This is a genomic window from Streptomyces sp. V4I2 (genome assembly GCF_030817655.1).
GTDB lineage: Bacteria > Actinomycetota > Actinomycetes > Streptomycetales > Streptomycetaceae > Streptomyces > Streptomyces plumbiresistens.
In genome coordinates this window covers 9,419,722-9,445,066 of sequence record NZ_JAUSZM010000003.1, presented here as the reverse complement: position 1 = coordinate 9,445,066, position 25,345 = coordinate 9,419,722, and the positions used below count along the sequence as shown (strand labels likewise).

Here is a 25,345-nt window from a genome sequence, read left to right as displayed (position 1 = left end):
TCGCCGATATTCGACAACGGGTCAATAGCGGTCCTTTGCGGCAGCTTTACCGCGCCGCGGTATCGGGGGTCGCAAACGGGAATGGTATTCACTTGCTTCGGGCGTCGACTTCGCGCCAACCATTGAACGGCCACTCCACCGCACCTGAGACCGTTCTTCGCCACTCAGCCGCCAACCATTGGGCCGACAAAACCGGAGGGCGGAGATCCGTGCGGCACGTGGTTCGCGCCGCGCGGATCCCCGCCCTGGTCCGGTCCCTCAGGAGTGACCGAGAATCGGGTGCGGGGTGTAGGGCCGCTCCAGTTCCTCGATCTCCTTGTCGCTGAGCTCGAGTTCGACGGCGGCCACGGCGTCCTCGATGTGCTGCGGCTTGGCCGCGCCGACGATGGGCGCCGCCACCGTCTTCTGATGCAGCAGCCAGGCGAGGGCCACCTGGGCGCGCGGGACGCCCCGGTCGTCCGCGATGCGGGTGACGGTCTCGACGATGGTGCGGTCGCCCTCCGGGTAGAGGTTGCTGCCGAAGTTGTCGTTCGCGCTGCGCTCGGTGACCGTGCCCCAGTCGCGGGTCAGACGACCGCGGGCCAGCGGGCTCCACGGCAGGGCACCGACGCCCTGGTCCGCGCACAGCGGCAGCATCTCGCGCTCCTCCTCGCGGTAGAGGAGGTTGTAGTGGTTCTGCATCGAGACGAACTTGGTCCAGCCGTGCCGCTCGGCCGTGTACTGCATCTTCGAGAACTGCCAGGCGTACATCGAACTCGCCCCGATGTAGCGCACCTTGCCCGCCTTCACCAGGTCGTGCAGGGCCTCCATCGTCTCCTCGACCGGGGTGTGCGGGTCGTAGCGATGGATCTGGTAGAGGTCCACATAGTCCGTGCCGAGGCGGCTGAGGCTGTGGTCGATCTCGGTCATGATCACTTTGCGGGACAGTCCGGCACCGTTGGCTCCGGGCCGCATCCGGCCGTGCACCTTGGTCGCGAGCACGAACTCGTCACGGCGGGCGAAGTCGGCGAGCGCCTTGCCGACGATCTCCTCGCTGGTGCCGTCGGAATACACGTTGGCGGTGTCGAAGAAGTTGATCCCGGCCTCCAACGCCTGCCGGATCAGCGGACGTGACGCCTCCTCGTCGAGGGTCCACTCGTGCACGCCGCGGTCCGGCAGGCCGTACGTCATGCAGCCCAGACAGATCCGCGAGACGTCCAGGCCCGTCGAACCGAGCTTCACGTACTGCATCGTTGCTGCTCCTGCCTTCGGGATGGGTACGAAAGGGAGCGTACGACTTCGCCCCCGCTCCAAGTCCCACAGTGACTCTCCTGCCCGACCGGCCGGCCGCCACCCTCCGGCTCACCCCAGCAGGTCCAGCGCCCGCTCCCACCCGAACTCCGGGCGCGCGCCGTCCTCCCCCGGCTCGCCGGAGTACGGCTCGCTGAACCGCACACCCATGGCGCGCAGCCGTATGAGGCTGTCCTGGTAGGCGGGGTGGGCGGCGAGCGCGTCGGCCACGCACGGCAGTGCGGCGACCGGGACGCCCAGGCCGTACGTCTCGCACAGGGTCGCCACGGCGAGGGTGTCGGCGAGCCCGGCCGCCCACTTGTTGACGGTGTTGAAGGTGGCGGGAGCGACCACGACGGCGTCCGGCGGCGGGAAGGGGCGCGGGTCGCCCGGGCTGCGCCAGGCAGAGCGGATCCGCCGCCCGGTCCGCGCCTCGACGGCGGCGGTGTCGAAGAAGCCGTTCATCGCGACGGGGGTGGCGATCACGCCGACCTCCCAGTCGCGCTCCTGGGCCGCGGTGATCAGCCTGCCGACGTCCGCCGCGATCCCGGCGGCGCAGACGACGACGTAGAGGAAGGGTTTCCCGTCCGGTTCGGTCATTCCGCGCACCCTACTCAAGCGGGAAGGGCCGCCCCCGTTCGGCTTCCGGCCGCGGGCCGAGGATGCGCCGCTGCTTCTCCTCGATGGGCACGTCGTTGATGCTCGCCTCGCGCCGGGTCATCAGCCCGTGCTCGTCGAACTCCCACAGTTCGTTGCCGTACGACCGCCACCACCGGCCGTCCGCGTCCCGGCACTCGTACTGGAACCGCACCGCGATGCGGTCGCCGTCGAAGGCCCACAACTCCTTGCGCAGCGCGTACTCGTGCTCGCGTGCCCACTTCGCGGTCAGGAACTCGACGATCTGCGCGCGGCCGGTGAGGAAGGTGTCGCGGTTGCGCCACACCGAGTCCGGCGAGTAGGCGAGCGCCACCCGGTGCGGGTCGCGGGTGTTCCAGGCGTCCTCGGCCGCCTGGACCTTCTGGGCGGCGCTCTCGCGGGTGAAGGGCGGCAGGGGCGGGCGGTCGGTCATGTCTTCCTCCGTGGCCGACAAGGGAGAACGAGCGCGTTCTCCGGTACGATCGTCACCGTAGGAGAACGCCCGTTCTCACGTCAAGGAGTGGTCGTCCATGGACAGCGCGGTCGCCCGGGAGCGGGTGCTGGACGCAGCGGAGGAGCTGTTCTACGGGCGGGGCATCCAGTCCGTCGGGATGGACGCCGTCCGGGGCGCGTCCGGGGTCTCCCTGAAGCGGCTCTACCAGCTCTTCCCGGCGAAGGAACAGCTGGTCGAGGCCTATCTGGAGCGGCGGGACGAGCGCTGGCGCGGCCGGCTGGCCGCACATGTGGAGCGCGAGGCGGATCCGGAGCGTCGCATCCTGGCGGTCTTCGACTGGCTGGCGGAGTGGTTCGGCGAGGAGGGCTTCCGCGGGTGCGCGTGGATCAACTCGTACGGCGAACTGGGTGCCACCTCGGACCGGGTGGTGGCCCAAGTGCGGGCGCACAAGCGGGCGTTCGGCGACTACCTCGCCTCGCTGGTGGCCGACGCGGGGCGGCCCGCCGCACTGGCCGCCCCGCTGTTCCTGCTGGCCGAGGGCGCCATGGTCACGGCGGGCATCACCGGGAGCACCCGGCCGGCCGCCGAGGCGCGCGACGCGGCGCGACTGCTGCTGGAGTCCCGCTGAGGTCGGGCAGGGCCGGCGAGCTCAGTACGCCGTGCGTCAGCCCACCGTCTCCGACACCGTGATGGCGGAGACGGGGCAGGCCCGGGCGGCCTCCCGGACCATGTGGTCGCCGCCGCCGTCCTCCCGGCCGGGGCGGAGGGTGCTGTAGCCGTCGTCGTCCTGGGTGAAGACGCCCGGAGCGGCCAGCGCGCACTGGCCCGCGCCGATGCAGACGTCCTTGTCGATGTCGATGTGCATGACCGGAGCCTCTTACCAGGTCACGGGGAGTTCCAGCATCCCCTGGATGGTGTCGCCGGGTTTGAAGGGGATCTCGTCCGCGGGGGCGGCGAGGCGGAGTGTGGGCAGCCGGTCGAAGAGCGTGTGCAGGGCGATCTCCAGCTCGGCGCGGGCCAGGTTCTGGCCGAGGCACTGGTGGATCCCGAAGCCGAAGGCCACGTGGTGGCGGGCGGACCGGTGCCAGTCCAGGGTGTCGGGGTCGGCGTACACGGTCTCGTCGCGGTTGATGACCGAGGTCGCGAAGACCACGCCGTCGCCCGCCCGGATCGTCGTCCCCGCCACCTCGATGTCCTCGGTCGCCGACCGCAGCAGACCGTCGGCGATCGACAGCATCCGCATGAGTTCCTCGACCGCGGTGGGCAGGAGCGCCGGATCGTCGCGCAACTCGGCCAGCTGCTCGGGGTGTTGGAGGAGCGTGAAGGTGCCGAGCGAGATCATGTTGGCGGTCGTCTCGTGGCCGGCGACCAGCAGGATGATCGCCAGGGCGATCGCTTCCTGGCGGTCGATCGCGCCGTCGCGCAGCTGCTGGTGGACGAGTTCGTCCAGCACGCCGTCGCCGGGCTCGTGCTGCTTCTGTTTGTGGTCGATCAACTCGCCGAGGTACACCTCGAGTTGGTCGCGCGCGTCCATGGTGTCGGCGGCCGTCGGACCGCGCAGGAGGCGTCGGGACTGCCCTTCGAAGAAGTCGTGGTCGGCGTACGGCACGCCGAGCAGGGCGCAGATCACCGTCGACGGCACGGGCAGCGCGAAGGCGCTCACCAGTTCGGCGGGCGGCCCCTGGGCGATCATCGCGTCGATCCGTTCGTCCACGACCTGCTCGATGCGCGGGCGCAGTTCGGTGGCGCGTTTGAGCGTGAAGCCGGGGATCACCATCCGCCGCTGGGTGCGGTGCTCGGGGTCGTCGACGCCCAGCAGCGCGGTCTTCCGGTTCCGTACGCCCGCGAAGCGCTCCGTGGGCGCGGGGAAGTCGGGCCGGGTCCGGTCGCTGGACAGGCGCGGGTCGGCCAGCAGGGCGCGGGCGGCGGCATGACCGCTGACCAGCCAGGCCGGGCGGCCGTCGAAGAGGGTGATCCGGGTGAGCGGCCGGGCGGTGCGCAGCGGGTCGTAGGCGGTCGGCGGGTGGTAGGGACAGGTCCGGCTCCGGGGGAAGGCGACCGGTTCCGTTTCCGTCATGGCAGACCTCGCAGACGAAGGGTGCGTCGTACAGATCCTCATTAGATGCCCCAGGCATCTATGAGGGGACGAGAAGTTCGGCCAGATCGGTGGCGAGGGCGATATGGCCGGGGATCGCCGCTGCCCGGACACGAATCGGAGGACCGGATTCACCGCCCGGCCGGGGCCGGTCGTCGCACCTCGGAAATTCGCTTGTCCCCGCACGGCCGCCACCCCCAGGATCTGGCCATGCCGAAACCCTCTGCCCCGCTGCCGCTGACCGCCACCGCCGTTCGTCCGGTGCGTGCCCAGCAGCAGCCCAGCCGTCCATGGAGGCCCGCGCCCGCGCGCTCATGAGCGCCGCGCTCGTCGCGGGACTGCTCGCGGGGTACGGCATCGCCGTCCCCGTCGGTGCGGTCGGCGCCTATCTCGTCTCCCTCTCCGCCCGTACGTCCCTGCGGACCGGTGTCTGCGCCGCGCTCGGTGTCGCTGCCGCCGACGGGCTCTACGCCCTCCTGGCCACGGTCGGCGGCTCCGCCCTCGCGGGTGCGCTGCGACCGGTGCTCGGGCCGCTGCGCTGGGCCTCCGCCCTGGTGCTGGTGGCGCTCGCGGTCCTCGGCACGGTCACCGCCGTACGGCAGTACCGCGGCCACCGGCTCGCCACCCGTGTCGACCCGCCTCCGCCGAGCCCCGCGCGGGCCTTTCTGACGCTGCTCGGGATCACCCTGCTCAACCCCACCACCGTGATCTACTTCGCCGCCCTGGTGCTCGGCAGCCGTGCCGAGGAGTCCGTACGGCCCCTGGAACAAGGGGTGTTCGTCCTGGCGGCCTTCGTCGCGTCCGCGAGCTGGCAGTTGCTGCTGGCGGGGGGCGGCGCCCTGCTGGGCCGGGCCCTGACCGGGCGGCGCGGGCGGCTGGCGACGGCGCTGCTGTCGAGTGGCGTGATGACGGCGCTGGCCGTGCGGATGCTGGTGGCCGGGTCGTGAGCGGGCCGGCGGTCACGGTGCGAAGGCGCGGGCCACCGCGAGGCTGTCCTCGTAGACGTGGTGGCGGACGACCAGTCCGTCCTCGACGGTGAGATGCAGGGCGAACCTGGCACGATAGGCGCGCCCGGTGGTGGCCGCGGTCTGCCGGATCTCACCGAGCACCACGGCATCGGCGCCGTCCACCAGGATGCGCTCGATCTCCGTCGCCGCCTCTCCCGGGACGTGGTACGCGGCCAGCTCCCGGTAGTGCGCGGCGGCGTCGGCCCGGGTGGCGCGGTGCCGGATCCAGGGGGTCGCGCCGCGGCCGTGCTCGTCCTCGGGCCAGTCGAGCCTCCAGTCGGCGGGCTCGGCGTACAGCTCGGCGATCCGCTCCGGGTCGCCCCGGCCGATCCTGAGCAGCAGTTCCTCGACCACGGCGCGGGTCGTGGTGGCGGGGGTCGTCGTGGTCATGGGGTCCTCTCCCTCGGACGGACGGTTGTCGTGCGGTGCGGTCCCGACTGTGCCGTATGCGCTGGACCGGGGCGATTACCCGTGGAGTAATGGCAGGCGACGGAATTTGGGGGCCGCCGGGGAACGTGGTACGGATGAAAGCCGTTCGTACCGATGTCAAACTCCGGTACGAGCAAGGCCTGATCAACGACGATGGGACGGATGCCATGCCTCTTGAGGGCGACTACGAACCCAGCCCGGAGCAGTGGGTGCGCGACCAGGTGGAGCTGTACGAGAGCTCCGGCGGCACCAAGGGAACAACGCTGATGGACACGGGAATGCCCGTCATCCTGCTGACGACCCGGGGCGCGAAGAGCGGCAAGCTCCGCAAGACGCCGCTGATGCGCGTCGAGCACGAGGGAAGGTACGCGGCCGTGGCATCACTGGGCGGGGCGCCCAAGCACCCCGTCTGGTACCACAACGTCAAGGCCGATCCCCACGTGGAACTCCAGGACGGGCCGACCAAGCGGGACATGACGGCCCGTGAGATCACCGGAGCGGAAAAGGCCGAGTGGTGGGAGCGCGCCGTCGCCGCGTACCCGCCGTACGCCGACTACCAGACGAAGACAGACCGGGAGATTCCGGTCTTCGTGCTGGAGCCCTCGGACGGGAACTGAACCTCCCGGAAAAAAATCTCGCCCGGGGTGGCATAGACCGGCATCGGCCGGGCACCCGAGCGTCAGGCCCCGCCGCGTTCCCCCGTCGCGGCGGGGCTTTCCCCTGCTTCGGCGGCGGGCCGGTCGGTCACGTCGAGGAAGATCTCGCCGGTCTCGGGAACGGTACTTGCGATGGACCGCTTGATCCGCACCGCGACCTCCTCGACCCGCTCGCTGTCCAGTCCGGGCACCAGGTCGATGCGGGCCGCCACCAGGAGCGAGTCCAGCCCCATCTTCATCGTGAACAGCGCCTCCACGCTGTCGATCTCGGGCTGCGCCTGAAGCAGCGCCCGGATCCTGCCGCTGGACTCCGGGTCGGCGGCCTCCCCGATCAGCTGGTCCCGTGCCTCGCGGCCGAGGCGGTAGGCCACGTACACGAGCAGGGCGCCGATCGCCAGGGACGCGGACGCCTCCCACACCACCTGCCCGGTGACCATGTGCAGGGCCATGCCGGTGATCGCGAGGGCGACGCCGAGTACGGCCGTACCGTCCTCGGCGACGACCGTACGCAGGGCGGGGTCGCGCAGACCGTCCATGCCCCGGCCCTGCAGGCGCACCTGATACAGGGCCCTGAGCAGCGAGAGTCCCTCGGCCACGAAAGCGACGCCGAGCACCACCAGGCCCGCCACATACCCGCTGAACTTCTCCTCGGCACCGTTCCTGAGGGCCTCGAAGCCCTGGAAGAAGGAGAAGCAGCCGCCCATCACGAAGATCCCGACGGCCGCGAGGAGCGACCAGAAGAACCGCTCCTTGCCGTAGCCGAAGGGGTGGCGCCGGTCGGCGGGGCGGCGGCTGCGGCGCAGCGCGGCGAGCAGGAAGACCTCGTTCATGCTGTCGGCCACGGAGTGCGCGGCCTCCGAGAGCAGCGCCGGCGATGCCGCGAGGAGCCCGCCGACGGCCTTGGCGACCGCGATCACGAGGTTGGCCGCGAGCGCCACGAGCACGGTGACGCGCGTACTCCGGTCGGGCTTCCGCTCTGCCTTCAGGTCCGCGTTCTCGTCTGCCTTCTCGTCTGCCTTGTGCTTTGAGGATGTCCCTGTCACCTCCGCCGACTGCCCCGGTCGATGAGGCTCACACCGTGCCGTCGGCGGAAAACGGGGAACGCGTTCACCAGGGAAGGCACACGAAAGCCAGCCGGACAGGCAGGGAGGAACCATGGGTGCCGGAGACGACGGCAACCGCGAGTACGGCCAGAAGGCGTTCAAGCGGTCCAAGAGCCACTTCACGGACCGGATCACCGCGGACGGCCAAGACGGCTGGCCGGTGGAAGCCGGCCGCTACCGGCTGGTGGCCAGCCGCGCCTGCCCATGGGCGAGCCGCGCGGTGGTCTCCCGGCGTCTCCTCGGCCTGGAGGACGCCCTGTCCCTCGCCGTCGCCGACCCGATCCAGGACGACCGCAGCTGGCGCTTCACCCTCGACCCCGACGGCCGTGATCCCGTCCTCGGCATCCGCTACCTCAGCGAGGCCTACGACCGGCGGGAGACCGACTACCCGGGCGGCGTGAGCGTGCCCGCGATCGTGGACGTGCCCAGCGGCAAGCTGGTCACCAACGACTACCAGCGGATCACCCTGGACCTCGCCACCGAGTGGACGGCCCTGCACCGGGAGGGCGCGCCCGACCTGTATCCGCGGGCGCTGCGCGACGAGATCGACACGGTGATGGCGGAGGTCTACGAGGACGTCAACAACGGTGTGTACCGGGCGGGCTTCGCGACGGACCAGGAGGAGTACGAGGCCGCGTGCGCGGGCGTCTTCCGGCGCCTGGAGCTGCTGACGCCCCGGCTGGCCCGGCAGCGTTATCTGGTGGGCGACACGATCACCGAGGCGGACATCCGGCTGTTCACCACCCTGGTCCGCTTCGACGCCGTCTATCACGGCCACTTCAAGTGCAACCGCTGGAAGCTGGCCGAGAACGAGGTCCTGTGGGCGTACGTCCGCGACCTCTACCAGACGCCGGGCTTCGGCGACACCGTCGACTTCGACCACATCAAGCGGCACTACTACCAGGTGCACACCGGCATCAACCCGACCGGCATCGTGCCCCTCGGGCCGGACCTGTCCGGCTGGCTGACACCCCATCACCGTCAGGAGCTGGGCGGCCGGCCGTTCGGCGACGGGACGCCGCCGGGTCCGGTACCCGTGCACGAGCAGGTCCCCCAAGACCACCGACCCACCCGCTGACCAAGGAGATTCACGTGGCCAAGAAGAAGAAACTGCCCTTCGCCTACAAGCCGGTCGGCTTCGTGCTGGGCTGGACGAGCGGAACGCTGGCGGGACTGGCCTTCCAGAAGACCTGGAAGGCCATCCGGCACGAGGACGACGCGCCCGACGCCCTGGACCGGGACCGCGGCTGGGGAGAGATCCTGCTGGCCGCCGCGATCCAGGGCGCGATCTTCGCCGTGGTACGCAGCGCGGTGGACCGCACGGGCGCCAAGGCCATCGAACGCTCGACCGGTGTCTGGCCGGCCGGCGAGAAGGGCGGCCGGGACTGACGGCGGGCCCCCGGCCCCGCTCGGGCGCGAACGCGCCCGGCGGGGCTCAGCCCTACTCCGGTGCGGTCACGCCCGCGGCGTTCAGCCCTACTCCGGCACGGAAACGCCCGCCGAGCCTCACCCCCACCCCGGCACGAACACACCCCGCAGCCCTCAACCCTGCTTCGGTGCAGTCGACGGCACGAGGCGCAGCGTGAAGGAGTGGCCGGCCGGGTCGGCGTAACCGCGTTCCTCGTACGGTCCGCCCGCGTCCTTCGTCTCCAGGGGTCGCCCGCCGAGGCCGACCACCCTGCGTTCCGCCTCGTCCATGTCCTCGACCACGAAGTCGAGGTGGGCCTGGAGGGCGTTCTCGGGCCGCGGCCAGCTCGGCGGCGTGGCGTTCACATCGCGGCGGAAGGCCATGCGGATCCCGTCGGCGCCCCTGATCTCGACCCGGTTCGCACTCTCGTGCGTCTGCTCGGCGCCCAGCAGTTCCTTGTAGAAGACGGCGAGCTTCTCGGGCTCGGCGCAGTCGAGTACGACCACACCCGTTTTGACCAGTGCCATGTCTCCTCCGAGCGTCCGGGGCGCGGAACGGAGGTGTTCCGCCGCCCTGTACCTACCGGATATCCCGGCCGGGCCGATTCAGTCGGCCGTCGGAGCTCAACTGGCGCGAGCAGTAACGGAGATCACGGGCCAGGACCCGGCGTAGATCATTTACGCTGGCAGCCTCGTACTGCTTCTCGGTTCAACTTACGGCCGTAGAAGCCCAGTTCGAGTGCGAGGGCGGTCGCGGCGACCGCCCGCTCGCAGGGGCGGGGGGCTCTGCGTCACGTCGCCCGAAAGGAAGCACATGCCTCAGGACGTCCGGTTCGATCTCCCCTTCGACACCCCTGTCAGCGAGCACCTGGAGTACGCCCGGGCACGCCATCTTCGCTGGATCTGGGACATGGGGCTGATACGCAGCCTGGCCGGGTTCGAGGAGTACAAGTCCTGGGACCTCCCCCAGGCCGCCGCGCGCACCTATCCGCACGCCACGGCGGACGACATGGTCGTCCTGATGAACTGGTTCTCGCTGGCCTTCCTCTTCGACGACCAGTTCGACGCGAACCGGCCGGACCGCGCGGACCGCATAGCGGAGGTCGCGCGCGAGCTCATCGTCACCCCGCTGCGGCCGGCCGGAATCCGCCCCCGGGTGATCTGCCCCATCACCCTGGCCTGGGCGGAGGTCTGGAACCGTCTCTCTGATGGCATGTCCCTGACCTGGCGGACCCGGTTCGCCGCCTCCTGGGGGCGCTTCCTGGTGGCGCACTGCGAGGAGGTCGACCTGGCGGCCCGTGGCCTCGCCGGAACGCTGGGCCTGGCCGAGTACGCCGAGTTCCGCCGCCGTACAGTCGGCATCCACCACAGCATCGACGCGGGCGAGCGCAGCCGTGGCTTCGAGGTGCCGTCGCAGGCGATGGCCCATCCGCTGATGGAGCGGATGCGCGATCTGGCCGCGGACACCATCGGGTTCATGAACGACATCCACTCCTTCGAACGCGAGAAGCGCCGGGGCGACGGCCACAACCTGATCGCCGTGCTGCACCGGGAGCGGGGGTGCTCCTGGGAGGAGGCGGCCGCCGAGGCGTACCGCATGACGACCGCCTGCCTCGACGAGTACCTGGAACTGGAGGCCCGCGTCCCGCGGATGTGCGACGAGCTCGCTCTCGACGAGGACGAGCGGGCCCGGGTGCACAGCGGCGTGGAGGCCGTCCAGCACTGGATCAACGGCAACTACGAGTGGGCGCTCGTGTCGGGCCGCTACGCGGCCGCCAAGGAGGGCCCGGCGGCCGCCGCCGAACTGGCCGGACGGGGCTCGGTGGACGACCTGCTGGCCGTGTGACGGGCCGGCGCTGCCCGGTCGGTGCTCCGACCGGGCAGCGGGAACGCGGGCACTACACGGGGAACTCGACCGGCAGGCTGTCCAGCCGGGACTCCCAGGTGGAGGCGGTCGAGCTGAGCTCCTCAGGCGATACGGCCAGCCGCAGACCCGGCAGCCGGTGCAGCAGGATGTCCACGCCGATCTCGATGATGGACTGGCCGATGTTCTGCCCGGGGCACTCGTGCGGGCCCGCGCTGAACGCGAGATGCGACTGGTTGCCCTGGACGGAGACCTCCGGGTCGGGCCGGACCTCCGGGTCGGCGTTGCCCGGCGCGAGCCCGAGGACGAGCAGATCGCCCTCCTTGATGAGGTGTCCGCCGAGTTCGAGGTCGGTGGCGGCGAAGCGCCCCGGCAGGACCGCCAGCGGCGGTGCGTTCCACATGACCTCCTCCACCACGGCGGAGACGTTCAGCTGACCGCCGACCAGGCCGACGAGCCGGGAGTCGTCGGTGAGGACGAGTTGCAGCACGCGGGCCAGCAGGTTGCTGGTCGTGGTGTGCGCGGCGATCAGCACCAGCCGCAGATGGCTGACGACTTCGTCCGGGTCGAGGCCGGCGGGGTGCTCGAGCAGGGCGGTCGTGAAGTCCGAGCCCGGCTCGGCCCGCCTGCGTTCGGCGAGTTCGCCGAGGATGTGGACGATGCGGTCGTTGTGGGCGAGTGCCCCTTCGCCGCCCTTGAGGACCTGGGCGCAGGACTCGACCAGGCTGCGGCCCTCCGCCGCGGGCAGCCCGAGGATGCGGGTGAGGACGAGCATCGGCAGGTACTCGGCGTAGTCCGCCACCAGGTCGGCCTGACCGGCGTCCGCGAACGCGTCGATCTGCTGGTTCGCGAAGTGCGTGGCATGGCGGCGCACCCCGCGAGCGGACGCGGCCAGCAGCCCGTCCGTGACGGCTCCGCGCAGCCTGCGGTGCGGTTCGCCGTCCTGGGAGACGCAGTCGGGGCGCCAGGCGAGCATCGGCACCAGCGGCGAGGTCTCCTCGACGCGGCCGGCCTGCCAGTCCCGCCAGATCCGGGCGTCCCGGCTGTACTGACGGGGGTTGTCCAGCACCCGCCGGTTGTCCCGGTAGCCCAGGACCAGCCAGGCGGGCACGTCGCCCTCCAGCAGAACCGGGGCCACGGAACCGTGTTCCTCGCGCAGCCGATCGTAGATGCCGTGCGGGTCGGTCGCCGCCTCCGGACCGTACAGCCGGGCGGGATCGGCCCCGCCGTGGGCGACTGGGCAGCCGCCCGGGGCGTCGGGACCGTTCGGGGTCTGGTCAGTCATCGGAGCTCCAGTGCCACGGCGGACCGTTCCATCAGGTGACCTGTCAGGGCGATGAGTACGTCACGGCTGGAGGCCCGGTCGCGGGCGTCGCAGGCCACGACCGGGATGTACGGGGAGATGTCCAGGGCGTCGCGGATCTCGTCGACCGGGTGGTCCCTGGAGTCGGGGAAGACGTTCAGGGCGACCACGACGGGGACGTTCTGCCGCTCCATCTCCTCGATCGCCCGGAAGCTGGAGGCGAGCCGGCGGGTGTCCACCAGGACGACCGCGTCGAGCGCGCCCTTGCACAGGCCGTTCCACAGGAACCAGAAGCGCTCCTGGCCGGGCGTGCCGAACAGGTAGAGCACCAGCTGCTCGTTGATGCCGATCTTGCCGAAGTCCAGACTGACCGTGCTCGCGGTCTTGTCGGTCACGCCGATGAGGCGGTCGACGCCGACGCCGGCCCGGGTGAGGGTCTCCTCGGTGGTCAGCGGCTTGATGTCGCTGACCGAGTGGACCATCGTGGTCTTCCCGGTGCCGAACCCGCCGGCGATCATCACCTTCACCGAGCGGGTGCCCCCGCCGTCCGGTCCGCCGGGATGGTCAAAGCCGTTGAAGTCCACTGAGTACCTCCTCAAGGAGCGCGAGGTCCGGCCCGCGACCGGCGTCGTGCGCCGGGATGGGGTCACGGGCCTCGACGCGGCCTGCCTCGAGCAGATCCGCCAGCAGCACCGCGAGAATGTTGAAGGGCAGTCCGAGATGGGCGCCGAGTTCGGCCACCGACAGCGGATCGCGGCAGCGCCGCAGGATCTCCTCGTGCTCGTGCTGCATACCCGGTACGGGGGCGGTACGGGAGACGATCAGGGTCGCCACGTCGAGACTCGACGCCGAACCGCCCGGTCCACTACGTCCTCCGGTCAGGACGTAGTAGCGCTCGAGACCTTGGGGATCCCCCCTGCTCGGGCGAGGGCGAGAGCTTGGGGGAGGGTCCGTGGGCCGGCGGGGAGCACTCATCCAGAGTGCTCCTCCAGGCGCACAGTGGTGCCGAGGAGCTCACCCATCCGGCGGGCCAGATCCCTCATCTGGTGTCCGAGCAGCCCCTGGTCGAGGCCTTCTCTGGCGAGGACGCCGAGGTACGTCTCCACACCCGCGCGTACGACGAAGAGATGGCCACCGTCGACCTCGATCATCGCCAGCCGCAGTTGCCCCGCGTAGGTGGGGAACTGCTCGGCGACCGGATGGGCCAGCGCCTGCAGGCCGGCCACCACGGCCGCGAAACGGTCCACGTCGTCGGGGTCTTCGGCGCCGAACGAGGTGATTGCCTTGCCGTCGCTGGAGGCCACGAGGGCGAAGCGGATCTCCGGGATGGATTCCACCAGATCGCGCAGCGCCCAGCTCACGTCGGTTCCCTGTTGCGTCATGTGGACCAGTCGCTCTCTTCAGTGCGGTGCTCTGCGGACGCGGGGCCGTCGGCCGCCCCGTCGTCCGCCTCGATGGACTCGCGCCCGGCGGTGGCGAAGGCGGCCAGGCCGGTGAAGGACGCGTCGGGCGGGACGGCCGGGACGCCGGTCTCCTCGGCCCGCTCGGCCCGCTCGGCCGGCTGGGGTCGCTCGGCCGGCTGGGGTCGCTCGGCCGGCTGGGGTCGCTCGGCCGGCTGGGGTCGCTCGGCCGGCTGGGGTCGCGCCGCTTCGCTCCGCTTGCTCCTGCGCTTGGGCAGTCCGCCGGGCGTGGTGTCCGCGGCGTCGGTCTCCTGCGCCGCGGTCTCGGCGGTGGCCGGGGCATGGGCCGTGGCCGCCGTGGCGGACTGGGCGACCGGGGTCGGGGCCGGGGGCGCGGGGACGGCCGCGGGCAGCGGGCTGAAGTACGTGTGCGGGACCACGACCACGACCGAGGTGCCGAGCCAGGGCGAGTCCGCGAAGGTGACGCGGATGCCGTAGCGGCGGGCGAGGGCGCCGACGACCCGCAGGCCGAGGTTGGCGTCCTCGGAGATGCCACCGAGGCCCGGTCCGGCAGCGCTGCCCGCGAGGGCGTTCTCGGCGTCGCGCTTCTTCTCCTCGCTCAGGCCCTTGCCGGAGTCCTGGATCTCGATGCCGACGCCGTTGGGGACCTCTTTGCCGGAGACGAGCACCGGCTCGGTGGGCGGCGAGTAGCGGGCCGCGTTGTCCAGCAGGTGGGCGAAGATCAGCGTGAGGTGGTCGACCAGACCGCCGTCGACGCCGAGTTCGGGCAGATGGCGCACCTCGACGCGGTGGAAGTCCTTGATCCGGCCGATGCCGCCGCGCACCACGCTCAGCAGACGCTGCGGCTCCTGCCACTGCCGGCCGGGCCGGTCCGAGCCGCCGAGCACGCCGATACTGGCGGCGAGGCAGTCGGCGGGGCCGATCTCCTGGTCGAGCTCCATGAGGCCGCGGGCTACGGCCGGCAGCCGGCCGTGCTCGCCCTGCATCTCGTGCAGCCGGCCGCGGAGCTTGCTGGTCAGCACGTGGATGCGGTTGCCGATGCTGATGACGGCCTGCTCGGCGGAGGTCGAGCGGTTGAACTCCTCCTCGACGCCGATCAGGGCGGTCCTGAGGATCTTGCGGAGTTCGGCCTGGAGGTCGGCGTCGACCTTCGCGCACTGGTTGGCGGTGGGCAGCAGGTCGTCGACGGCCTCGCCGGCACGCAGCCGCTTCAGCGCGTTGGGCAGCTGCTCGCTGGCGAGGCGGGCGACCGCGTCCTGCTGGTGCGTCAGCTGCTCCTTCCAGACCTCGGCCTGGTCGGCGAGCTGCGCCTCGTAGGACATGGCCTGGTCGGCGAGCCGTGCCTCGTACGCGGTGGTCTGCTCGGCGATCCGTTCCTCGTACGTCCGGGACAGCTCGGCCAGTTGTACGTCGTAGGCGACTGCCTGGTCGGCGAACTGGGCCTCCTGCGAGGCGCGTTCGGCGGAGAACTTCCGCTCCAGGCCCGCGACGTGCTGCTGCCACTGCTGGGAGTGCTCGGCCTGCGAGGTACGGAAGGAGCCCTCTGCACGGCGCAGTTGGCCGCGGGTGCTTAGCAGGAGGCGAACGCACACGACGCCGGCTGCCGTCGCGGCGGCGCCCGCGACGACGGCGGTTATTCGGTCCGCGCTCATGAACGTGGCGGCAACCGTCCCGCCTCCTAAGGCCAGCGGCATGAGCCACCAGCTGTACCAGGCGACAGGGGCCCGCGCCGCCGACGGCGGAGTGGCGAGTTCCATCTGCATCCTTCGAAGCAACACGATCGAACAGAGGGGGGTTGAGGGAGTGTTCAGGGGGTGGTCAAAGGGGACCGCGCTCATGAGTACGCACCGCGTGACGACCGGTCAGGTCGCGTCAACTCGCAGCGTCGAACGGGAGCTTATCGGGTTTGAACCCGAAAGGATCAACCTCGGCCGCCCGGCGGAGGTGAGGGTTCCGTCACTCTCCGAAACAGGAACCCACACATCGACAAATCCCTTTACGCACCTCCGGGGCCGCGCAATTTCCTGGACAGCTGTCCAGCTATAGTGGACACCCGTCCAAGAAATAGAGGCAGCTCATGGAGATCCTGGCGAACGTGCTGGTCGGCCTGGTGGCCGCGTTGCATGCGTACATCCTCGTGCTGGAGGTGTTCCTGTGGCAGAAGAAGCCCGGTAGGGCACTGCACGGGTTCGACCGGGAGATGGCCGCGGCGACCGCGCCGATGGCTGCCAACCAGGGGCTCTACAACGGGTTTCTCGCGGCGGGGCTGGTGTGGGGGCTGGTCGCCTCGGATCCCACCGGGTTCCGTGCGCAGGTGTTCTTCCTGGTGTGTGTGGTGGTCGCCGGTGTCTTCGGCGCGGTCACCGCGAACCGGCGCATCCTGTTCGCGCAGGCCCTGCCGGGCGCCCTCGCCCTGGGCGCCGTCCTGCTGGCCCGGTGAGCCGGGACACCCCGCAGGACCCGCGGGCCGCGCGCACCCGGGCGCGGCTGCGGCAGGCCCTGCTCGACGAGTGCGCCGACCGCCCCTTGGAGGAGGTCGGCGTGGCCGCGCTGGTGCGCCGGGCCGGGGTCGGTCGGGCCACGTTCTACGTCCACTACGACGGCCTGGAGGCGCTGGCCGTCGATGCCTGCGCGGACGTCGTACGGGAGGCCGTGGACGCGCTGCACGCCTGGCGCGGCCGGCCCGACCCGGTGCACGCGCCGCCCGCGCTGGCCGAGTTCTTCGACTCGCTCGCTCCGCGCGCCGCGCTGTACCGCACGCTGCTGACCCCGGGTGGCGGTGGCCCTCTGGGCCGGGTGCTGCACCGGGATCTGCGCGCCTACAGCCTGCGCGAGCGCGAACTCGCGGGCGCGGCCGACGCCCCGCTGGTCGCCTCGGCCGTCGCCGCCACCTTCGCCGGTGTCCTGGCCGACTGGCTGCACGGGCTCCTCGAAGCCGACACCCGCGATATCGCCGACCAGGTCTGGCAGTTGCTGGTCGCCCTGCACGCCAGCAGGTGAGCGGTCACATACAGCCCACCATCCGTTTCGTGACGGGCCAGGCCTCCACGCCGTCGGGTGTGCGGACGTAGGCGACGGACCGATCGTCCGTGAGCCACAACTCCTGTTCACCCAGGCGGTATCCGGTGTCGCGGGCGCCGTCGGGCATACGGACGTCCCCGTCGTACGGGGCGGTCAGCGCATCGCTCTCGAACACCGACTCGGGATCGCGGACGTACTGCCGCCGGTCCTCGCCCCGGCCCAGGTACAGGAAGTGGGCGCTCTGCCAGTCGCAGTGTTCCGGGCCTGCGTGGCTGCTGATGGTGGTGGTCGGGAGCCGGCGCCCCTGCCGGTCGGTCCAGATCTCGAATTCCTCGGAGTCGGTGAAACTCGCCGGGAGTTCGGCCGGGTCGCAGGAGGCGGTCGTCTCCGGGCCCCAACCCGGCCGGTGCTTCTGGTCCTTGGCGACGACGACCGCGACCTTGGTCCTGCCCTTCACGTCGAAGGAGAAGAGCGCGCGGTCGCCTTCCGCGCGCTCCAGGCGGTAGCCGGACCGGGGGACCTCCGGCTGCTCGATGTCGAAGTACAGCTTCAGCCCCTCCTCGGGTGTCGAACCCCCGTCCCCCTTGCCCCAGGTCTCACCCTGGCCGCCCGAGTAGACCTCCCCGTCGCACTCCAGCGCCCGTCCTGCCGCGCCCGACTCGTCGAGGGCGGCTTCCTCGCCGTCCTCGTCCAGGTCCCTTGTGGGCACGTACAGCGGTCCGCCGTAGGGCGTGGCCGGGGCTGTCCCCTCGACGACCACGTCCTGCTCGGCACCGCACCCCATGGCCGCCGTCGCCGCCAGTACCGCCACTGCCACCAGCCTTGCGCGCATCCCCACCCCTGTCCGTCCGCCGTTGTTCCTGATCTCCGACGCGGCAGCGGTACGGAACGTTCAGCGCGCCGCCGTCTGGAACGTCCGCCGGTACGCCTGGGGCGAGACACCGATGGAGGCGTGCAGGTGCTGGCGCAGGGAGGCGCCCGTGGCGAAGCCGACCTGTCCGGCGATCTGGTCCACGGACAGGTCGGTGGCCTCCAGCAGGTGGCGGGCCCGGGAAAGTCGCTGCTGGATGAGCCAGCGGCCGGGGCTGAGGCCGACCTCCTCGTTGAAGTGGCGGGCGAAGGTGCGCAGGCTCATCCGGGCGTGGCCGGCGAGGTCGGCCAGGGTCAAGGGGTCGCCGAGACGCTCCAGGGCCCAGGCGCGGGTCGCGGCGGTGCTCGCGGCGCCCTGTTCCGGGACCGGATGGTCGATGTACTGGGCCTGGCCGCCGTCCCGGAACGGCGGGACCACGCAGCGGCGGGCGACCGTGTTGGCCAGTTCGCTGCCGTGGTCCTGTCGGACCAGGTGCAGGCAGACGTCCACCCCGGAGGCGGCTCCGGCCGAGGTGAGGATCCGGCCGTCGTCGACGAAGAGCACGTCGGGGTCGAGGGCGATGTGCGGGTACCTGCACCGGAAGCGGTCGGCCAGCTGCCAGTGGGTCGTGGCCCTGCGGCCGTCGAGCAGCCCGGCCGCGGCGAGGACGAACGCGGCCGTGCAGATGGAGACGATCCGCGCGTCGGGGCGGATGAGGGCGAGGGCGGCTGCCACCTCGTCCGGGAGGTCGGTGGTCATGTGGGAGGGCGCGACGGGGGCGATCACCACGGTGTCGGCCGTGGCGAGGATCTCGGGACCGTGCCCGACGCCGATGGTGAAGTCCGCGTTGCTGCGCACCGGGCGGCCGTCGACGCTGCAGGTCAGCACCTCGTACCGGCCGTCGGCCGCGCCGAAGATCCGGCTCGGGATGCCCAGTTCGAAGGGGTACACACCGTCCAGGGCCAGCACCACGACCCGCTCGACCTGTTCACCCCGTTCGACCCGCTCCGCATGCGTCATGGCACGATCTTATCGAAGGTTGGCAATCGCGCCATTTCCCGGACGGGCGGCTCCCGGCAGGCTGTTTCACCATGAGCACTGTGAACACGATGCGAGCGATCAGCCAGGACGTCCTCGGCGGCCCCGAGGTTCTGAAGCAGGTGGAGGTCGAGCGACCGCGACCGCGCCCGAACCAGGTACTGGTCAGGGTCCGCGCCGCCGGCCTCAACCCCACCGACTGGAAGCACCGGGCGACCGGCGGCTTCCTCGGCGAGCCGCCCTTCGTGCTCGGCTGGGACGTCTCCGGTGTGGTGGAGGCGGTCGGTATCGGGGTCGCCACCTTCAAGCCCGGCGACGAGGTGTTCGGCATGCTGCCGTATCCCTTCGGCCACGGCGCGCACGCCGAGTACGCCGTCGCCCCGGTCCGCGCCCTCACCCACAAGCCGTCCGTCATCGACCACACCCAGGCGGGCGCGCTACCGCTGGTGTCCCTGACGGCGTGGCAGGCCCTGGTCGAGAACGCGGATCTCCAGCCGGGGCAGCGGGTGCTGATCCACGCGGCGGCCGGCGGAGTCGGCCACGTGGCCGCGCAGATCGCCAAGGCGCGCGGCGCGTACGTGATCGGCACGGCCAGCGCGGGCAAGCACGACTTCCTGCGCGGGATCGGCGTGGACGAGACGATCGACTACCGGGAGACGGACTTCGCCGAGGCCGTGAAGGACGTCGACGTCGTACTCGACACGCTCGGCGGCGAGACCTCCCTGAAGTCGCTGCGCGTGCTGCGGCCGGGCGGGCTCGTGGTGTCGATCCTGCCGGTCGGGTCGGAGGACCTCTACACGGAGGCCGAGCGGCTCGGCGTACGGGCCCTGAGGATGCTCGTGGACGCCGACCGGGCCGGGATGCGCGCGATCGCGGACCTCGTGGGGCAGGGGAAGCTGAGGCCCACGATCGCACGCGCCTTCCCGCTGGCCGACGCCGCCGAGGCGCATGCGCTCGGCGACACCGGCCGGACCACGGGAAAGCTGGTCCTCACGGTCGACTGACCCAGGGGTCAGGGTCAGAACGTGAGCACGGGCTTGATCGCCTTGCCCGCGCCCATGTCCCGTACCGCCTGGTCGATGTCCGCGAACGGATAGGTGCTGATCAGGCGGTGCAGCGGGAGCCGCCCTTCCTTCACCAGCTTGACCAGGGCGGGGATGAAGGTCTGCGTCTCGGCGTCGCCGAGGGTGAGGCCGACGACGCGCTTGCCGCCGAGCATCCCGTTCACGTCCAGGGCGACCTCGCTGCCGAACGGCGGGGCGCCGACGATGACGAGGGTGCCGCGGGCGGCGAGCGCGTCCACGCCCTGGCGCAGGACGCCGACGTTGCCGGTGGTCTCGACGACGCCGTCGGCGCCCTGGCCGCCGGTGATCCCGGCGAGCGCCTCGGCGAGGTCGGCCTCGGCCGCGTTGACGGTGTGGGTGGCCCCCAACTCCTTGGCCAGCGACAGGCGTTCGGCGACGCGGTCGACGGCGACGATCGTGGTGGCGGGGGTGAGGGCGGCGGCCATGACCGCCGAGAGGCCGACGGCACCGGCGCCGAGCACGACCACGGTGGAGCCGAGGGTCGGCTTCAGTACGTTCCACACGGCGCCGACGCCGGTCTGTACGCCGCAGCCCAGCGGGGCGATCGACTCCAGCGGTACGTCCGCGTCGACCTTGACCAGGCTGCGCTCGTCCACCAGGGCCCGGTCGGCGAACGAGGACTGACCGAAGAAGTGCCCGCCGAGCGGCTCCCCGGCACGGCTGATGGTGCTGCTGCCGTCGGCCCGGCGGCCCCCGATGAGGTTCATCGGCAGCCAGGTGGCGCAGTACGCGGGGTGGCCGTCCCGGCAGTTGCGGCAGTCGCCGCAGGAGGTGAAGGACAGCACGACGTGGTCGCCGGGCGCGACCCCGGTGACGTCGGAGCCGACGGCCTCGACGACCCCGGCGCCCTCGTGGCCCAGTACGCCGGGCAGCGGGAAGGGCAGACCGCCGCTCGCCACGCCGAGGTCGGTGTGACACAGACCGGCCGCCACCATGCGGACGACCGCCTCGTGCGGGCCGGGCTCGTCGAGCTGGACGTCACTGAGGGTGAAGGGCTCTCCGCCGGACTCGACGACGGCGGCGCGGGTGGTGATGGACATCGTGGGAACTCCCTGGAGTGCGCGCTCAGTCGAGCGAGACGACGACGGACTTGACCCTGGTGTACGAGGCGAGCGCCTCGGTCCCGTACTCGCGGCCGAAGCCGGAGTCCTTGACCCCGCCGAACGGGACGGCCGGGTCGAGCATCGCCCAGTCGTTGACCCAGACGATGCCCGCCTGGAGCCGGTCGGCGATGCGGTGGGCGCGGGCGAGGTTCGAGGTCTGGACCCCCGAAGCCAGGCCGTACGGTGTGGAGTTGGCGAGCTGGACCGCCTCCTCCTCGGAGTCGAAGGGCTGCACGGTCAGGACGGGACCGAAGACCTCCTCCTGGACGACCCGGGAGTCGTTCGGCAGGTCCGCGATCACGGTGGGCTTGTAGTAGTAGCCGCCGTCGAGGTCGAGGCGTTCGCCGCCGCAGACGATGCGGCCGCCCTCCTTGCGGGCGAGCTCGACGTACTCCTCGACCTTCTTGAGGTGCCGCTCCCCCGCCATCGGGCCGATGACGGTCTCGGGCTGCCGGGGGTCGCCGAGCGGTACGCCGGGGACGGCCTCGGCGAGGATGCCGAGCATGGTGCTGTACACCGGGCGGGAGACCAGCAGCCGCGGGCCGCCCATGCAGAACTGTCCGGTGTTGAAGACGAAGCCCTTGATGACGGCGCCGACCGCCTTCTCCAGGTCGGCGTCCTCGAAGACGATGTGGGCCGCGTTGCCGCCGAGCTCCATGGTGACCGGCTTGAGGTTCTCGCCGGCGACGCTCGCGGCGTGCCGGCCGACGGCGGTGGAGCCGGTGAAGGCGATCTTGTCGACGCCGCTGTGCCTGAGCAGGGCCTCGCCCGCCACCGGGCCGGAGCCGGTGACGACGTTGACCACGCCGTCCGGGACGCCCGCGTCCCGCAGCAGCCCGGCCATGTAGAGGGCGCTGAGCGGGGTCTCGTCGGCGGGCTTGTGGACCACGGTGTTCCCGGCCGCGAGCGCCGGGGCGATCTTGGAGCCGGCCAGGATGAGCGGGAAGTTGAAGGGCGTGATCGCGGCGACCACACCGAGGGGCTCCCGCTTGGTGTACGCGAGGGCGTTCAGAGGTGTGTCGCGGGTCGCGCCGTCCAGGGAATGGGCGAGGGCGGCGAAGTGCTCGTAGTCGTTGGCCGCGTTCGTCACGTCGACGGCCTGGCACAGCGTGATCGGCTTGCCCACGTCCAGGCTCTCCAGCGCGGCGAGCTCGTCGGCGTTCTCCCGGATCAGCTGGGCGACCCGGTACAGGATCCGGCCCCGCTCACGGCCGCTCAGCCCCGACCACCGGCCGTCGTCGAAGGCCTCGCGGGCGGCGCGTACGGCCGCGTCCACGTCGACCGCGCCGGCCTCCGCGACGGTGGTGACGACCGTGCCCCGGGACGGGTCGACCACCTCGGTGCGGGCGCCGTCGGCGGCTTCCCGCCACTGCCCGCCTATGAAGAGCCGTCCGGGTTCGATCTCGATGGTGGTCATCGCCACTCCTCAGCCTCATCGCCAAGATTTCAATCAACAGGATTCCTGTTGGTTCGCAGTCTCATTACGGCCAGGTTTCCTGTCAATGGTCTAACCTGAAGTCATGCTCGACACCCAGGCAGTCAAGGCACCTCCGTCTCTCCTCTACATGGTGAAGCAGCTGGAGCTGGTCGTGCGATCGCACCTGGATGACCTGGTCAAACCCTCCGGGATCACCGCACTGCAGTACACCGCGCTCACCGTGCTGGAGCGACACGACGGGCTGTCGGCGGCTCAGCTGGCACGGGACTCGTTCGTCACCGCCCAGTCCATCGCCGATCTCGTACGGTCCCTGGAGAACCGCGGACTGGTGCGCCGGGAGCGCAACCCCCGCAACCGCCGCGAGCTGCTGATCCTGCTGACCGACGCGGGCCGGGAGCTGCTCGCGCAGCACGCGGGGCCCGTGCGGGAGCTGGAGGAGCGGATGGTCCGGGAGCTCACGGCCCACCAGAGCGAGCAGTTCCGCCAGGCGCTCTCCAAGGCCTGGCACGCCTTGTCGTAAGGCTCCGTCGCATTTCGAAGACATATGTCAATCGAACATGCTCAAATTCACTCCATCGAGGGTAACTTGCAGTGCGAGGAACGGATTTGGGCGCACCCCTGCCGCTTCGGGAGCCGGTTGGAGGCGATGTCGTCGTGGAGCAGGTACCCACACCGCTCACCCGGCATCTGCGCGTTCACCAGGACCGGGGACACACGGTGCTGGAGTTCCGCGGGGAGATCGACATCGCCTCGGCGATGGAGATCATCCCCTATCTGGACCGGGTGACCGGGCGGTCCGACGCCCGCGTGGTGATCGACCTCAGCCGGGTCGAGTTCTTCGACTGCTCAGGGCTGCGGCTGCTGTACCGCGCCCGCAGCCGGATGTTGGACAACGACGGCCGGCTGCTCCTGGTCTGCACGCATCCGCTCACGCTGCGCGTCCTGCGGGTCACCGGCCTGGCGCGGCTGCTGCCGCCGATGCCGACGCTGGACGCGGCCCTGGACCAGCCCGAGGCCACGTCCGGCTCGGTGTGACCGCGACTGAGTGACTGCGGCTGGGCGACCGCGGCTGGGTGACCGCGGCTAGGTGACCGCGGCTAGATGATGATCTTCGTGACCTGCCCCGCGCCGACCGTGCGACCGCCCTCGCGGATGGCGAACTTCAGCCCCTCCTCCATGGCGATGGGCTGGATCAGCTCGACGTGCATGGTGGTGTTGTCGCCCGGCATGACCATCTCGGTGCCCCTGGGCAGGGTGACCACCCCGGTCACGTCGGTCGTGCGGAAGTAGAACTGCGGGCGGTAGTTCTCGAAGAACGGCGTGTGCCGGCCGCCCTCGTGCTTCGACAGCTCGACGTCCTCCCGCTTCACACCGCGCAACAGCAGACCGACGTTCTCGCCCGCCCGGCCCTCGTCTAGGAGCTTGCGGAACATCTCGATGCCGGTGACCGTCGTCCTCGTCTTCTGCTCGTGGATGCCGATGATCTCGACCTCCTTGTTGACGTGCAGAACGCCGCGCTCGATCCGGCCGGTGACGACGGTGCCGCGGCCGGTGATGGTGAAGACGTCCTCGATCGGCATCAGGAAGGGCCGGTCGATGTCCCGCACCGGCTCCGGCACGAACTCGTCCACGGGGCGAGGAGTTCGAGCACCGAGGCACTCCACTCGGGGTCGCCTTCAAGGGCCCTGAGGGCGGAGACCTTCACCACCGGGACCTCGTCGCCCGGGAACTCGTACTCGGTCAGCAGCACATGTTCCTTGGTCTGCGGCATCGGCCCGTCGGTGGCCGCAGACGACCAGGATCGCGCCGTCCATCTGGGCGGTGCCGGTGATCATGTTCTTGATGTAGTCCGCGTGCCCGGGACAGTCGACGTGCGCGTAGTGCCGGCGTTCCGTCTGGTACTCGACGTGGGCGATCGAGATCGTGATCCCGCGCTGCCGTTCCTCGGGCGCCTTGTCGATCTGGTCGAACGGCGTGTACGGGTTCAGGTCGGGGAACCGGTCGTGCAGCACCTTCGTGATGGCCGCCGTCAGGGTGGTCTTGCCGTGGTCGATGTGACCGATGGTGCCGATGTTCACGTGCGGTATGCCGAGCCTTGCCGCGCCGTGCTGCGAGCCGTGCCGTGCTCCTTCCTGTCTATTCGGTTCGCGGCGCGTCGAACAGGGCGCTGACGGACTCACCGTTGTGAATGCGGCGCACGGCCTCGGCGAGCGCCGGGGCGACGGTCAGGATCCGCAGCTTGTCCGTGCGCTCCTGCGCGGCGACCGGCACCGTGTTGGTGCACACGATCTCCAGTACGTCGCTCTGCTCGCCGATCCGCTTCAGCGCACCGTCCGCGAACAGTCCGTGCGTGCAGGCGACCCGGATCGAGCGCGGTCCCAACTCCCGCAGCCGGTCGAGGAGTTCGAGGACCGTACTGCCCTTGGCGATCTCGTCGTCCAGCACGATGACGTCCCGGTCGGCGACGTCACCGATGACCGAGTTGATGCTGACCCGGTCGTCCGCGAACCGCTGCTTGGCGCCGGCGGCCACCTGAGCGCCGAGCATCCGGGCGAAGGCGGCGGCCTCCTTGGCGTTGCCGAGGTCCGGCGAGACGACGGTGGTGCGGGACAGGTCGTAGCGCCGGAAGTGCGCGGCGAGCTCCCGCAGCGCGTGCAGGTGGTCGACCGGGACCGAGAAGAACCCGTGGACCTGCGGCGAGTGCAGCGTCACCGCCAGGACACGGCTGGCACCGGCCGCCACCATCAGGTCGGCGACCAGCCGCCCGCCCAGCGAGATGCGGGGCGCGTCCTTCTTGTCGGAGCGGGCGTAGGAGTAGTGCGGCATGACGACGGTGATCCGGCCGGCCGACGCCCCGCGCGCCGCGTCGCACATCAGCAACAGCTCGACCAGGTGCTCCTGGACCGGCTTGACCAGCGGCTGGATGAGGAAGACATCCCGTTCCCGGCAGTTGGCCTGGAGCTGTACCTCCAGACAGTCGTTCGCGAACCGGCTGACCCGGGTCGGGCTGAGCGGCACTCCGAGATGCGCACAGACCTCCTGGGCCAGCTCGGGATGGGCACTCCCGCTGAACACGGCGATGTCTCGCACGATCCCGCTCCTCGCATGATCATTCCGGCTGCCGGGGCTCATGCTACGCACGAAGCGAAAACCGGTTGCGGACCGT

The 25,345-nt window shown here is 70.9% G+C and carries 29 protein-coding genes and 1 pseudogene; 11 read left to right on the top strand and 19 right to left on the bottom strand.

What is annotated here, in order from left to right; translation table 11 throughout:
* Positions 1-258: 258 nt before the first annotated feature.
* From QFZ76_RS44105 to QFZ76_RS44095, 3 genes are all read right to left on the bottom strand, one after another.
* Positions 259-1,230 carry an aldo/keto reductase gene (locus QFZ76_RS44105; protein WP_307678956.1) on the bottom strand — a complete coding sequence of 324 codons (972 nt, stop codon included), beginning with the start codon at positions 1,228-1,230 and terminating at the stop codon, positions 259-261.
* Positions 1,231-1,341: 111 nt separating this feature from the next.
* Entirely contained in the window at positions 1,342-1,869 is a 528-nt protein-coding gene (locus QFZ76_RS44100) for a flavoprotein (protein WP_307678955.1), read from the bottom strand.
* Positions 1,870-1,879: 10 nt separating this feature from the next.
* On the bottom strand, positions 1,880-2,338 hold the full coding sequence (locus tag QFZ76_RS44095; RefSeq protein ID WP_307678954.1) for a nuclear transport factor 2 family protein: 459 nt from the start codon (positions 2,336-2,338) through the stop codon (positions 1,880-1,882).
* A 97-nt stretch (positions 2,339-2,435) separates the two neighbouring features.
* Between QFZ76_RS44095 and QFZ76_RS44090 the strand changes: the two genes are divergently transcribed.
* Positions 2,436-2,987 carry a TetR/AcrR family transcriptional regulator gene (locus QFZ76_RS44090; protein WP_307678953.1) on the top strand — a complete coding sequence of 184 codons (552 nt, stop codon included), beginning with the start codon at positions 2,436-2,438 and terminating at the stop codon, positions 2,985-2,987.
* Positions 2,988-3,023: 36 nt separating this feature from the next.
* On the opposite strand, the gene QFZ76_RS44085 is transcribed toward QFZ76_RS44090, so the two are convergent.
* Positions 3,024-3,224, bottom strand: a complete 201-nt coding sequence (locus QFZ76_RS44085; RefSeq protein WP_307678952.1) for a ferredoxin — start codon at positions 3,222-3,224, stop codon at positions 3,024-3,026.
* A gap of 12 nt (positions 3,225-3,236) precedes the next feature.
* Entirely contained in the window at positions 3,237-4,436 is a 1,200-nt protein-coding gene (locus QFZ76_RS44080; protein WP_307678951.1) for a cytochrome P450, read from the bottom strand.
* A 332-nt stretch (positions 4,437-4,768) separates the two neighbouring features.
* Between QFZ76_RS44080 and QFZ76_RS44075 the strand changes: the two genes are divergently transcribed.
* Positions 4,769-5,401 (top strand): LysE family transporter, encoded by a 633-nt coding sequence (locus tag QFZ76_RS44075; protein ID WP_307680307.1) that lies wholly within the window; start codon positions 4,769-4,771, stop codon positions 5,399-5,401.
* A 12-nt stretch (positions 5,402-5,413) separates the two neighbouring features.
* Here QFZ76_RS44075 and QFZ76_RS44070 read toward each other — a convergent pair whose 3' ends face one another.
* Positions 5,414-5,851 (bottom strand): nuclear transport factor 2 family protein, encoded by a 438-nt coding sequence (locus QFZ76_RS44070; RefSeq protein WP_307678950.1) that lies wholly within the window; start codon positions 5,849-5,851, stop codon positions 5,414-5,416.
* Positions 5,852-6,057: 206 nt separating this feature from the next.
* Between QFZ76_RS44070 and QFZ76_RS44065 the strand changes: the two genes are divergently transcribed.
* Positions 6,058-6,507, top strand: a complete 450-nt coding sequence (locus tag QFZ76_RS44065; protein WP_307680306.1) for a nitroreductase family deazaflavin-dependent oxidoreductase — start codon at positions 6,058-6,060, stop codon at positions 6,505-6,507.
* Between the two features lie 62 nt (positions 6,508-6,569).
* On the opposite strand, the gene QFZ76_RS44060 is transcribed toward QFZ76_RS44065, so the two are convergent.
* A complete protein-coding gene (locus tag QFZ76_RS44060; protein WP_307678949.1) occupies positions 6,570-7,589 on the bottom strand; it encodes a cation diffusion facilitator family transporter in 1,020 nt (339 codons plus the stop codon).
* A 112-nt stretch (positions 7,590-7,701) separates the two neighbouring features.
* Here QFZ76_RS44060 and QFZ76_RS44055 point away from each other — a divergent pair, with 112 nt between their 5' ends.
* Positions 7,702-8,727 (top strand): glutathione S-transferase family protein, encoded by a 1,026-nt coding sequence (locus QFZ76_RS44055; protein WP_307678948.1) that lies wholly within the window; start codon positions 7,702-7,704, stop codon positions 8,725-8,727.
* A gap of 14 nt (positions 8,728-8,741) precedes the next feature.
* The gene (locus tag QFZ76_RS44050) at positions 8,742-9,038 is read left to right on the top strand and encodes a DUF4235 domain-containing protein (RefSeq protein ID WP_266451151.1); all 297 of its coding nucleotides are present in this window, start codon (positions 8,742-8,744) and stop codon (positions 9,036-9,038) included.
* Between the two features lie 153 nt (positions 9,039-9,191).
* Here QFZ76_RS44050 and QFZ76_RS44045 read toward each other — a convergent pair whose 3' ends face one another.
* Positions 9,192-9,584: a VOC family protein gene (locus tag QFZ76_RS44045; protein ID WP_266451150.1), complete on the bottom strand. Its 393-nt coding sequence runs from the start codon at positions 9,582-9,584 to the stop codon at positions 9,192-9,194.
* A 286-nt stretch (positions 9,585-9,870) separates the two neighbouring features.
* Between QFZ76_RS44045 and QFZ76_RS44040 the strand changes: the two genes are divergently transcribed.
* Positions 9,871-10,902: a 7-epi-alpha-eudesmol synthase gene (locus tag QFZ76_RS44040; RefSeq protein WP_307678947.1), complete on the top strand. Its 1,032-nt coding sequence runs from the start codon at positions 9,871-9,873 to the stop codon at positions 10,900-10,902.
* Positions 10,903-10,954: 52 nt separating this feature from the next.
* On the opposite strand, the gene QFZ76_RS44035 is transcribed toward QFZ76_RS44040, so the two are convergent.
* Genes QFZ76_RS44035 through QFZ76_RS44015 form a run of 5 tightly spaced genes read right to left on the bottom strand, consistent with a single transcriptional unit; the run spans position 10,955 to position 15,401 of the window.
* Complete coding sequence (locus QFZ76_RS44035) at positions 10,955-12,205, bottom strand: cytochrome P450 (RefSeq protein ID WP_307678946.1); 1,251 nt, start codon at positions 12,203-12,205, stop codon at positions 10,955-10,957.
* The gene (locus QFZ76_RS44030) at positions 12,202-12,807 is read right to left on the bottom strand and encodes an ATP/GTP-binding protein (RefSeq protein ID WP_307678945.1); all 606 of its coding nucleotides are present in this window, start codon (positions 12,805-12,807) and stop codon (positions 12,202-12,204) included. Before QFZ76_RS44030 ends, QFZ76_RS44035 begins: the two co-directional genes overlap by 4 nt.
* Positions 12,788-13,198, bottom strand: a complete 411-nt coding sequence (locus QFZ76_RS44025; protein WP_307678943.1) for a DUF742 domain-containing protein — start codon at positions 13,196-13,198, stop codon at positions 12,788-12,790. The genes QFZ76_RS44030 and QFZ76_RS44025 overlap by 20 nt, the downstream gene beginning before the upstream one ends.
* Entirely contained in the window at positions 13,195-13,605 is a 411-nt protein-coding gene (locus tag QFZ76_RS44020; RefSeq protein WP_307678942.1) for a roadblock/LC7 domain-containing protein, read from the bottom strand. The genes QFZ76_RS44025 and QFZ76_RS44020 overlap by 4 nt, the downstream gene beginning before the upstream one ends.
* The gene (locus QFZ76_RS44015; RefSeq protein WP_307678941.1) at positions 13,602-15,401 is read right to left on the bottom strand and encodes a sensor histidine kinase KdpD; all 1,800 of its coding nucleotides are present in this window, start codon (positions 15,399-15,401) and stop codon (positions 13,602-13,604) included. The genes QFZ76_RS44020 and QFZ76_RS44015 overlap by 4 nt, the downstream gene beginning before the upstream one ends.
* Before the next feature lie 320 nt (positions 15,402-15,721).
* On the opposite strand from QFZ76_RS44015, the gene QFZ76_RS44010 reads away from it, so the two are divergent.
* Together QFZ76_RS44010 and QFZ76_RS44005 are read left to right on the top strand one after the other, a co-directional pair.
* On the top strand, positions 15,722-16,084 hold the full coding sequence (locus QFZ76_RS44010; protein ID WP_307678940.1) for a DUF1304 domain-containing protein: 363 nt from the start codon (positions 15,722-15,724) through the stop codon (positions 16,082-16,084).
* The gene (locus QFZ76_RS44005; RefSeq protein ID WP_307678939.1) at positions 16,081-16,644 is read left to right on the top strand and encodes a TetR/AcrR family transcriptional regulator; all 564 of its coding nucleotides are present in this window, start codon (positions 16,081-16,083) and stop codon (positions 16,642-16,644) included. Before QFZ76_RS44010 ends, QFZ76_RS44005 begins: the two co-directional genes overlap by 4 nt.
* A gap of 4 nt (positions 16,645-16,648) precedes the next feature.
* Here QFZ76_RS44005 and QFZ76_RS44000 read toward each other — a convergent pair whose 3' ends face one another.
* Entirely contained in the window at positions 16,649-17,497 is an 849-nt protein-coding gene (locus QFZ76_RS44000; protein WP_307678938.1) for a hypothetical protein, read from the bottom strand.
* A gap of 60 nt (positions 17,498-17,557) precedes the next feature.
* Positions 17,558-18,535: a GlxA family transcriptional regulator gene (locus QFZ76_RS43995; RefSeq protein WP_307678937.1), complete on the bottom strand. Its 978-nt coding sequence runs from the start codon at positions 18,533-18,535 to the stop codon at positions 17,558-17,560.
* Positions 18,536-18,606: 71 nt separating this feature from the next.
* Here QFZ76_RS43995 and QFZ76_RS43990 point away from each other — a divergent pair, with 71 nt between their 5' ends.
* Complete coding sequence (locus QFZ76_RS43990; protein WP_307678936.1) at positions 18,607-19,557, top strand: NADP-dependent oxidoreductase; 951 nt, start codon at positions 18,607-18,609, stop codon at positions 19,555-19,557.
* Positions 19,558-19,571: 14 nt separating this feature from the next.
* Here QFZ76_RS43990 and QFZ76_RS43985 read toward each other — a convergent pair whose 3' ends face one another.
* Together QFZ76_RS43985 and QFZ76_RS43980 are read right to left on the bottom strand one after the other, a co-directional pair.
* Positions 19,572-20,678, bottom strand: coding sequence for an NAD(P)-dependent alcohol dehydrogenase (locus QFZ76_RS43985; RefSeq protein WP_307678935.1), 1,107 nt, complete (start codon positions 20,676-20,678; stop codon positions 19,572-19,574).
* 25 nt (positions 20,679-20,703) lie between these two features.
* Complete coding sequence (locus QFZ76_RS43980) at positions 20,704-22,158, bottom strand: aldehyde dehydrogenase (RefSeq protein ID WP_307678934.1); 1,455 nt, start codon at positions 22,156-22,158, stop codon at positions 20,704-20,706.
* 103 nt (positions 22,159-22,261) lie between these two features.
* Here QFZ76_RS43980 and QFZ76_RS43975 point away from each other — a divergent pair, with 103 nt between their 5' ends.
* Positions 22,262-22,699 carry a MarR family winged helix-turn-helix transcriptional regulator gene (locus QFZ76_RS43975; protein ID WP_266451136.1) on the top strand — a complete coding sequence of 146 codons (438 nt, stop codon included), beginning with the start codon at positions 22,262-22,264 and terminating at the stop codon, positions 22,697-22,699.
* Positions 22,700-22,833: 134 nt separating this feature from the next.
* Positions 22,834-23,214 (top strand): anti-sigma factor antagonist, encoded by a 381-nt coding sequence (locus QFZ76_RS43970; RefSeq protein WP_307678933.1) that lies wholly within the window; start codon positions 22,834-22,836, stop codon positions 23,212-23,214.
* Between the two features lie 62 nt (positions 23,215-23,276).
* Here the strand turns inward: QFZ76_RS43970 and QFZ76_RS43965 are convergent.
* Together QFZ76_RS43965 and QFZ76_RS43960 are read right to left on the bottom strand one after the other, a co-directional pair.
* Positions 23,277-24,266 (bottom strand): annotated as a pseudogene (locus QFZ76_RS43965) (elongation factor Tu).
* Positions 24,267-24,315: 49 nt separating this feature from the next.
* Positions 24,316-25,269 carry a ribose-phosphate pyrophosphokinase gene (locus tag QFZ76_RS43960; protein ID WP_307678932.1) on the bottom strand — a complete coding sequence of 318 codons (954 nt, stop codon included), beginning with the start codon at positions 25,267-25,269 and terminating at the stop codon, positions 24,316-24,318.
* Positions 25,270-25,345 lie beyond the last annotated feature (76 nt).

What these genes read in the sequence shown, in the direction of transcription:
- QFZ76_RS44105 (WP_307678956.1), bottom strand. Translation starts at nt 1,230, where the DNA reads ATGCAGTACGTGAAGCTCGGTTCGACGGGCCTGGACGTCTCGCGGATC.
- QFZ76_RS44100 (WP_307678955.1), bottom strand. Translation starts at nt 1,869, where the DNA reads ATGACCGAACCGGACGGGAAACCCTTCCTCTACGTCGTCGTCTGCGCC.
- QFZ76_RS44095 (WP_307678954.1), bottom strand. Translation starts at nt 2,338, where the DNA reads ATGACCGACCGCCCGCCCCTGCCGCCCTTCACCCGCGAGAGCGCCGCC.
- QFZ76_RS44090 (WP_307678953.1), top strand. Translation starts at nt 2,436, where the DNA reads ATGGACAGCGCGGTCGCCCGGGAGCGGGTGCTGGACGCAGCGGAGGAG.
- QFZ76_RS44085 (WP_307678952.1), bottom strand. Translation starts at nt 3,224, where the DNA reads ATGCACATCGACATCGACAAGGACGTCTGCATCGGCGCGGGCCAGTGC.
- QFZ76_RS44080 (WP_307678951.1), bottom strand. Translation starts at nt 4,436, where the DNA reads ATGACGGAAACGGAACCGGTCGCCTTCCCCCGGAGCCGGACCTGTCCC.
- QFZ76_RS44075 (WP_307680307.1), top strand. Translation starts at nt 4,769, where the DNA reads ATGAGCGCCGCGCTCGTCGCGGGACTGCTCGCGGGGTACGGCATCGCC.
- QFZ76_RS44070 (WP_307678950.1), bottom strand. Translation starts at nt 5,851, where the DNA reads ATGACCACGACGACCCCCGCCACCACGACCCGCGCCGTGGTCGAGGAA.
- QFZ76_RS44065 (WP_307680306.1), top strand. Translation starts at nt 6,058, where the DNA reads ATGCCTCTTGAGGGCGACTACGAACCCAGCCCGGAGCAGTGGGTGCGC.
- QFZ76_RS44055 (WP_307678948.1), top strand. Translation starts at nt 7,702, where the DNA reads ATGGGTGCCGGAGACGACGGCAACCGCGAGTACGGCCAGAAGGCGTTC.
- QFZ76_RS44045 (WP_266451150.1), bottom strand. Translation starts at nt 9,584, where the DNA reads ATGGCACTGGTCAAAACGGGTGTGGTCGTACTCGACTGCGCCGAGCCC.
- QFZ76_RS44040 (WP_307678947.1), top strand. Translation starts at nt 9,871, where the DNA reads ATGCCTCAGGACGTCCGGTTCGATCTCCCCTTCGACACCCCTGTCAGC.
- QFZ76_RS44035 (WP_307678946.1), bottom strand. Translation starts at nt 12,205, where the DNA reads ATGACTGACCAGACCCCGAACGGTCCCGACGCCCCGGGCGGCTGCCCA.
- QFZ76_RS44025 (WP_307678943.1), bottom strand. Translation starts at nt 13,198, where the DNA reads ATGAGTGCTCCCCGCCGGCCCACGGACCCTCCCCCAAGCTCTCGCCCT.
- QFZ76_RS44020 (WP_307678942.1), bottom strand. Translation starts at nt 13,605, where the DNA reads ATGACGCAACAGGGAACCGACGTGAGCTGGGCGCTGCGCGATCTGGTG.
- QFZ76_RS44015 (WP_307678941.1), bottom strand. Translation starts at nt 15,401, where the DNA reads ATGGAACTCGCCACTCCGCCGTCGGCGGCGCGGGCCCCTGTCGCCTGG.
- QFZ76_RS44010 (WP_307678940.1), top strand. Translation starts at nt 15,722, where the DNA reads ATGGAGATCCTGGCGAACGTGCTGGTCGGCCTGGTGGCCGCGTTGCAT.
- QFZ76_RS44000 (WP_307678938.1), bottom strand. Translation starts at nt 17,497, where the DNA reads ATGCGCGCAAGGCTGGTGGCAGTGGCGGTACTGGCGGCGACGGCGGCC.
- QFZ76_RS43995 (WP_307678937.1), bottom strand. Translation starts at nt 18,535, where the DNA reads ATGACGCATGCGGAGCGGGTCGAACGGGGTGAACAGGTCGAGCGGGTC.
- QFZ76_RS43990 (WP_307678936.1), top strand. Translation starts at nt 18,607, where the DNA reads ATGAGCACTGTGAACACGATGCGAGCGATCAGCCAGGACGTCCTCGGC.
- QFZ76_RS43985 (WP_307678935.1), bottom strand. Translation starts at nt 20,678, where the DNA reads ATGTCCATCACCACCCGCGCCGCCGTCGTCGAGTCCGGCGGAGAGCCC.
- QFZ76_RS43980 (WP_307678934.1), bottom strand. Translation starts at nt 22,158, where the DNA reads ATGACCACCATCGAGATCGAACCCGGACGGCTCTTCATAGGCGGGCAG.
- QFZ76_RS43975 (WP_266451136.1), top strand. Translation starts at nt 22,262, where the DNA reads ATGCTCGACACCCAGGCAGTCAAGGCACCTCCGTCTCTCCTCTACATG.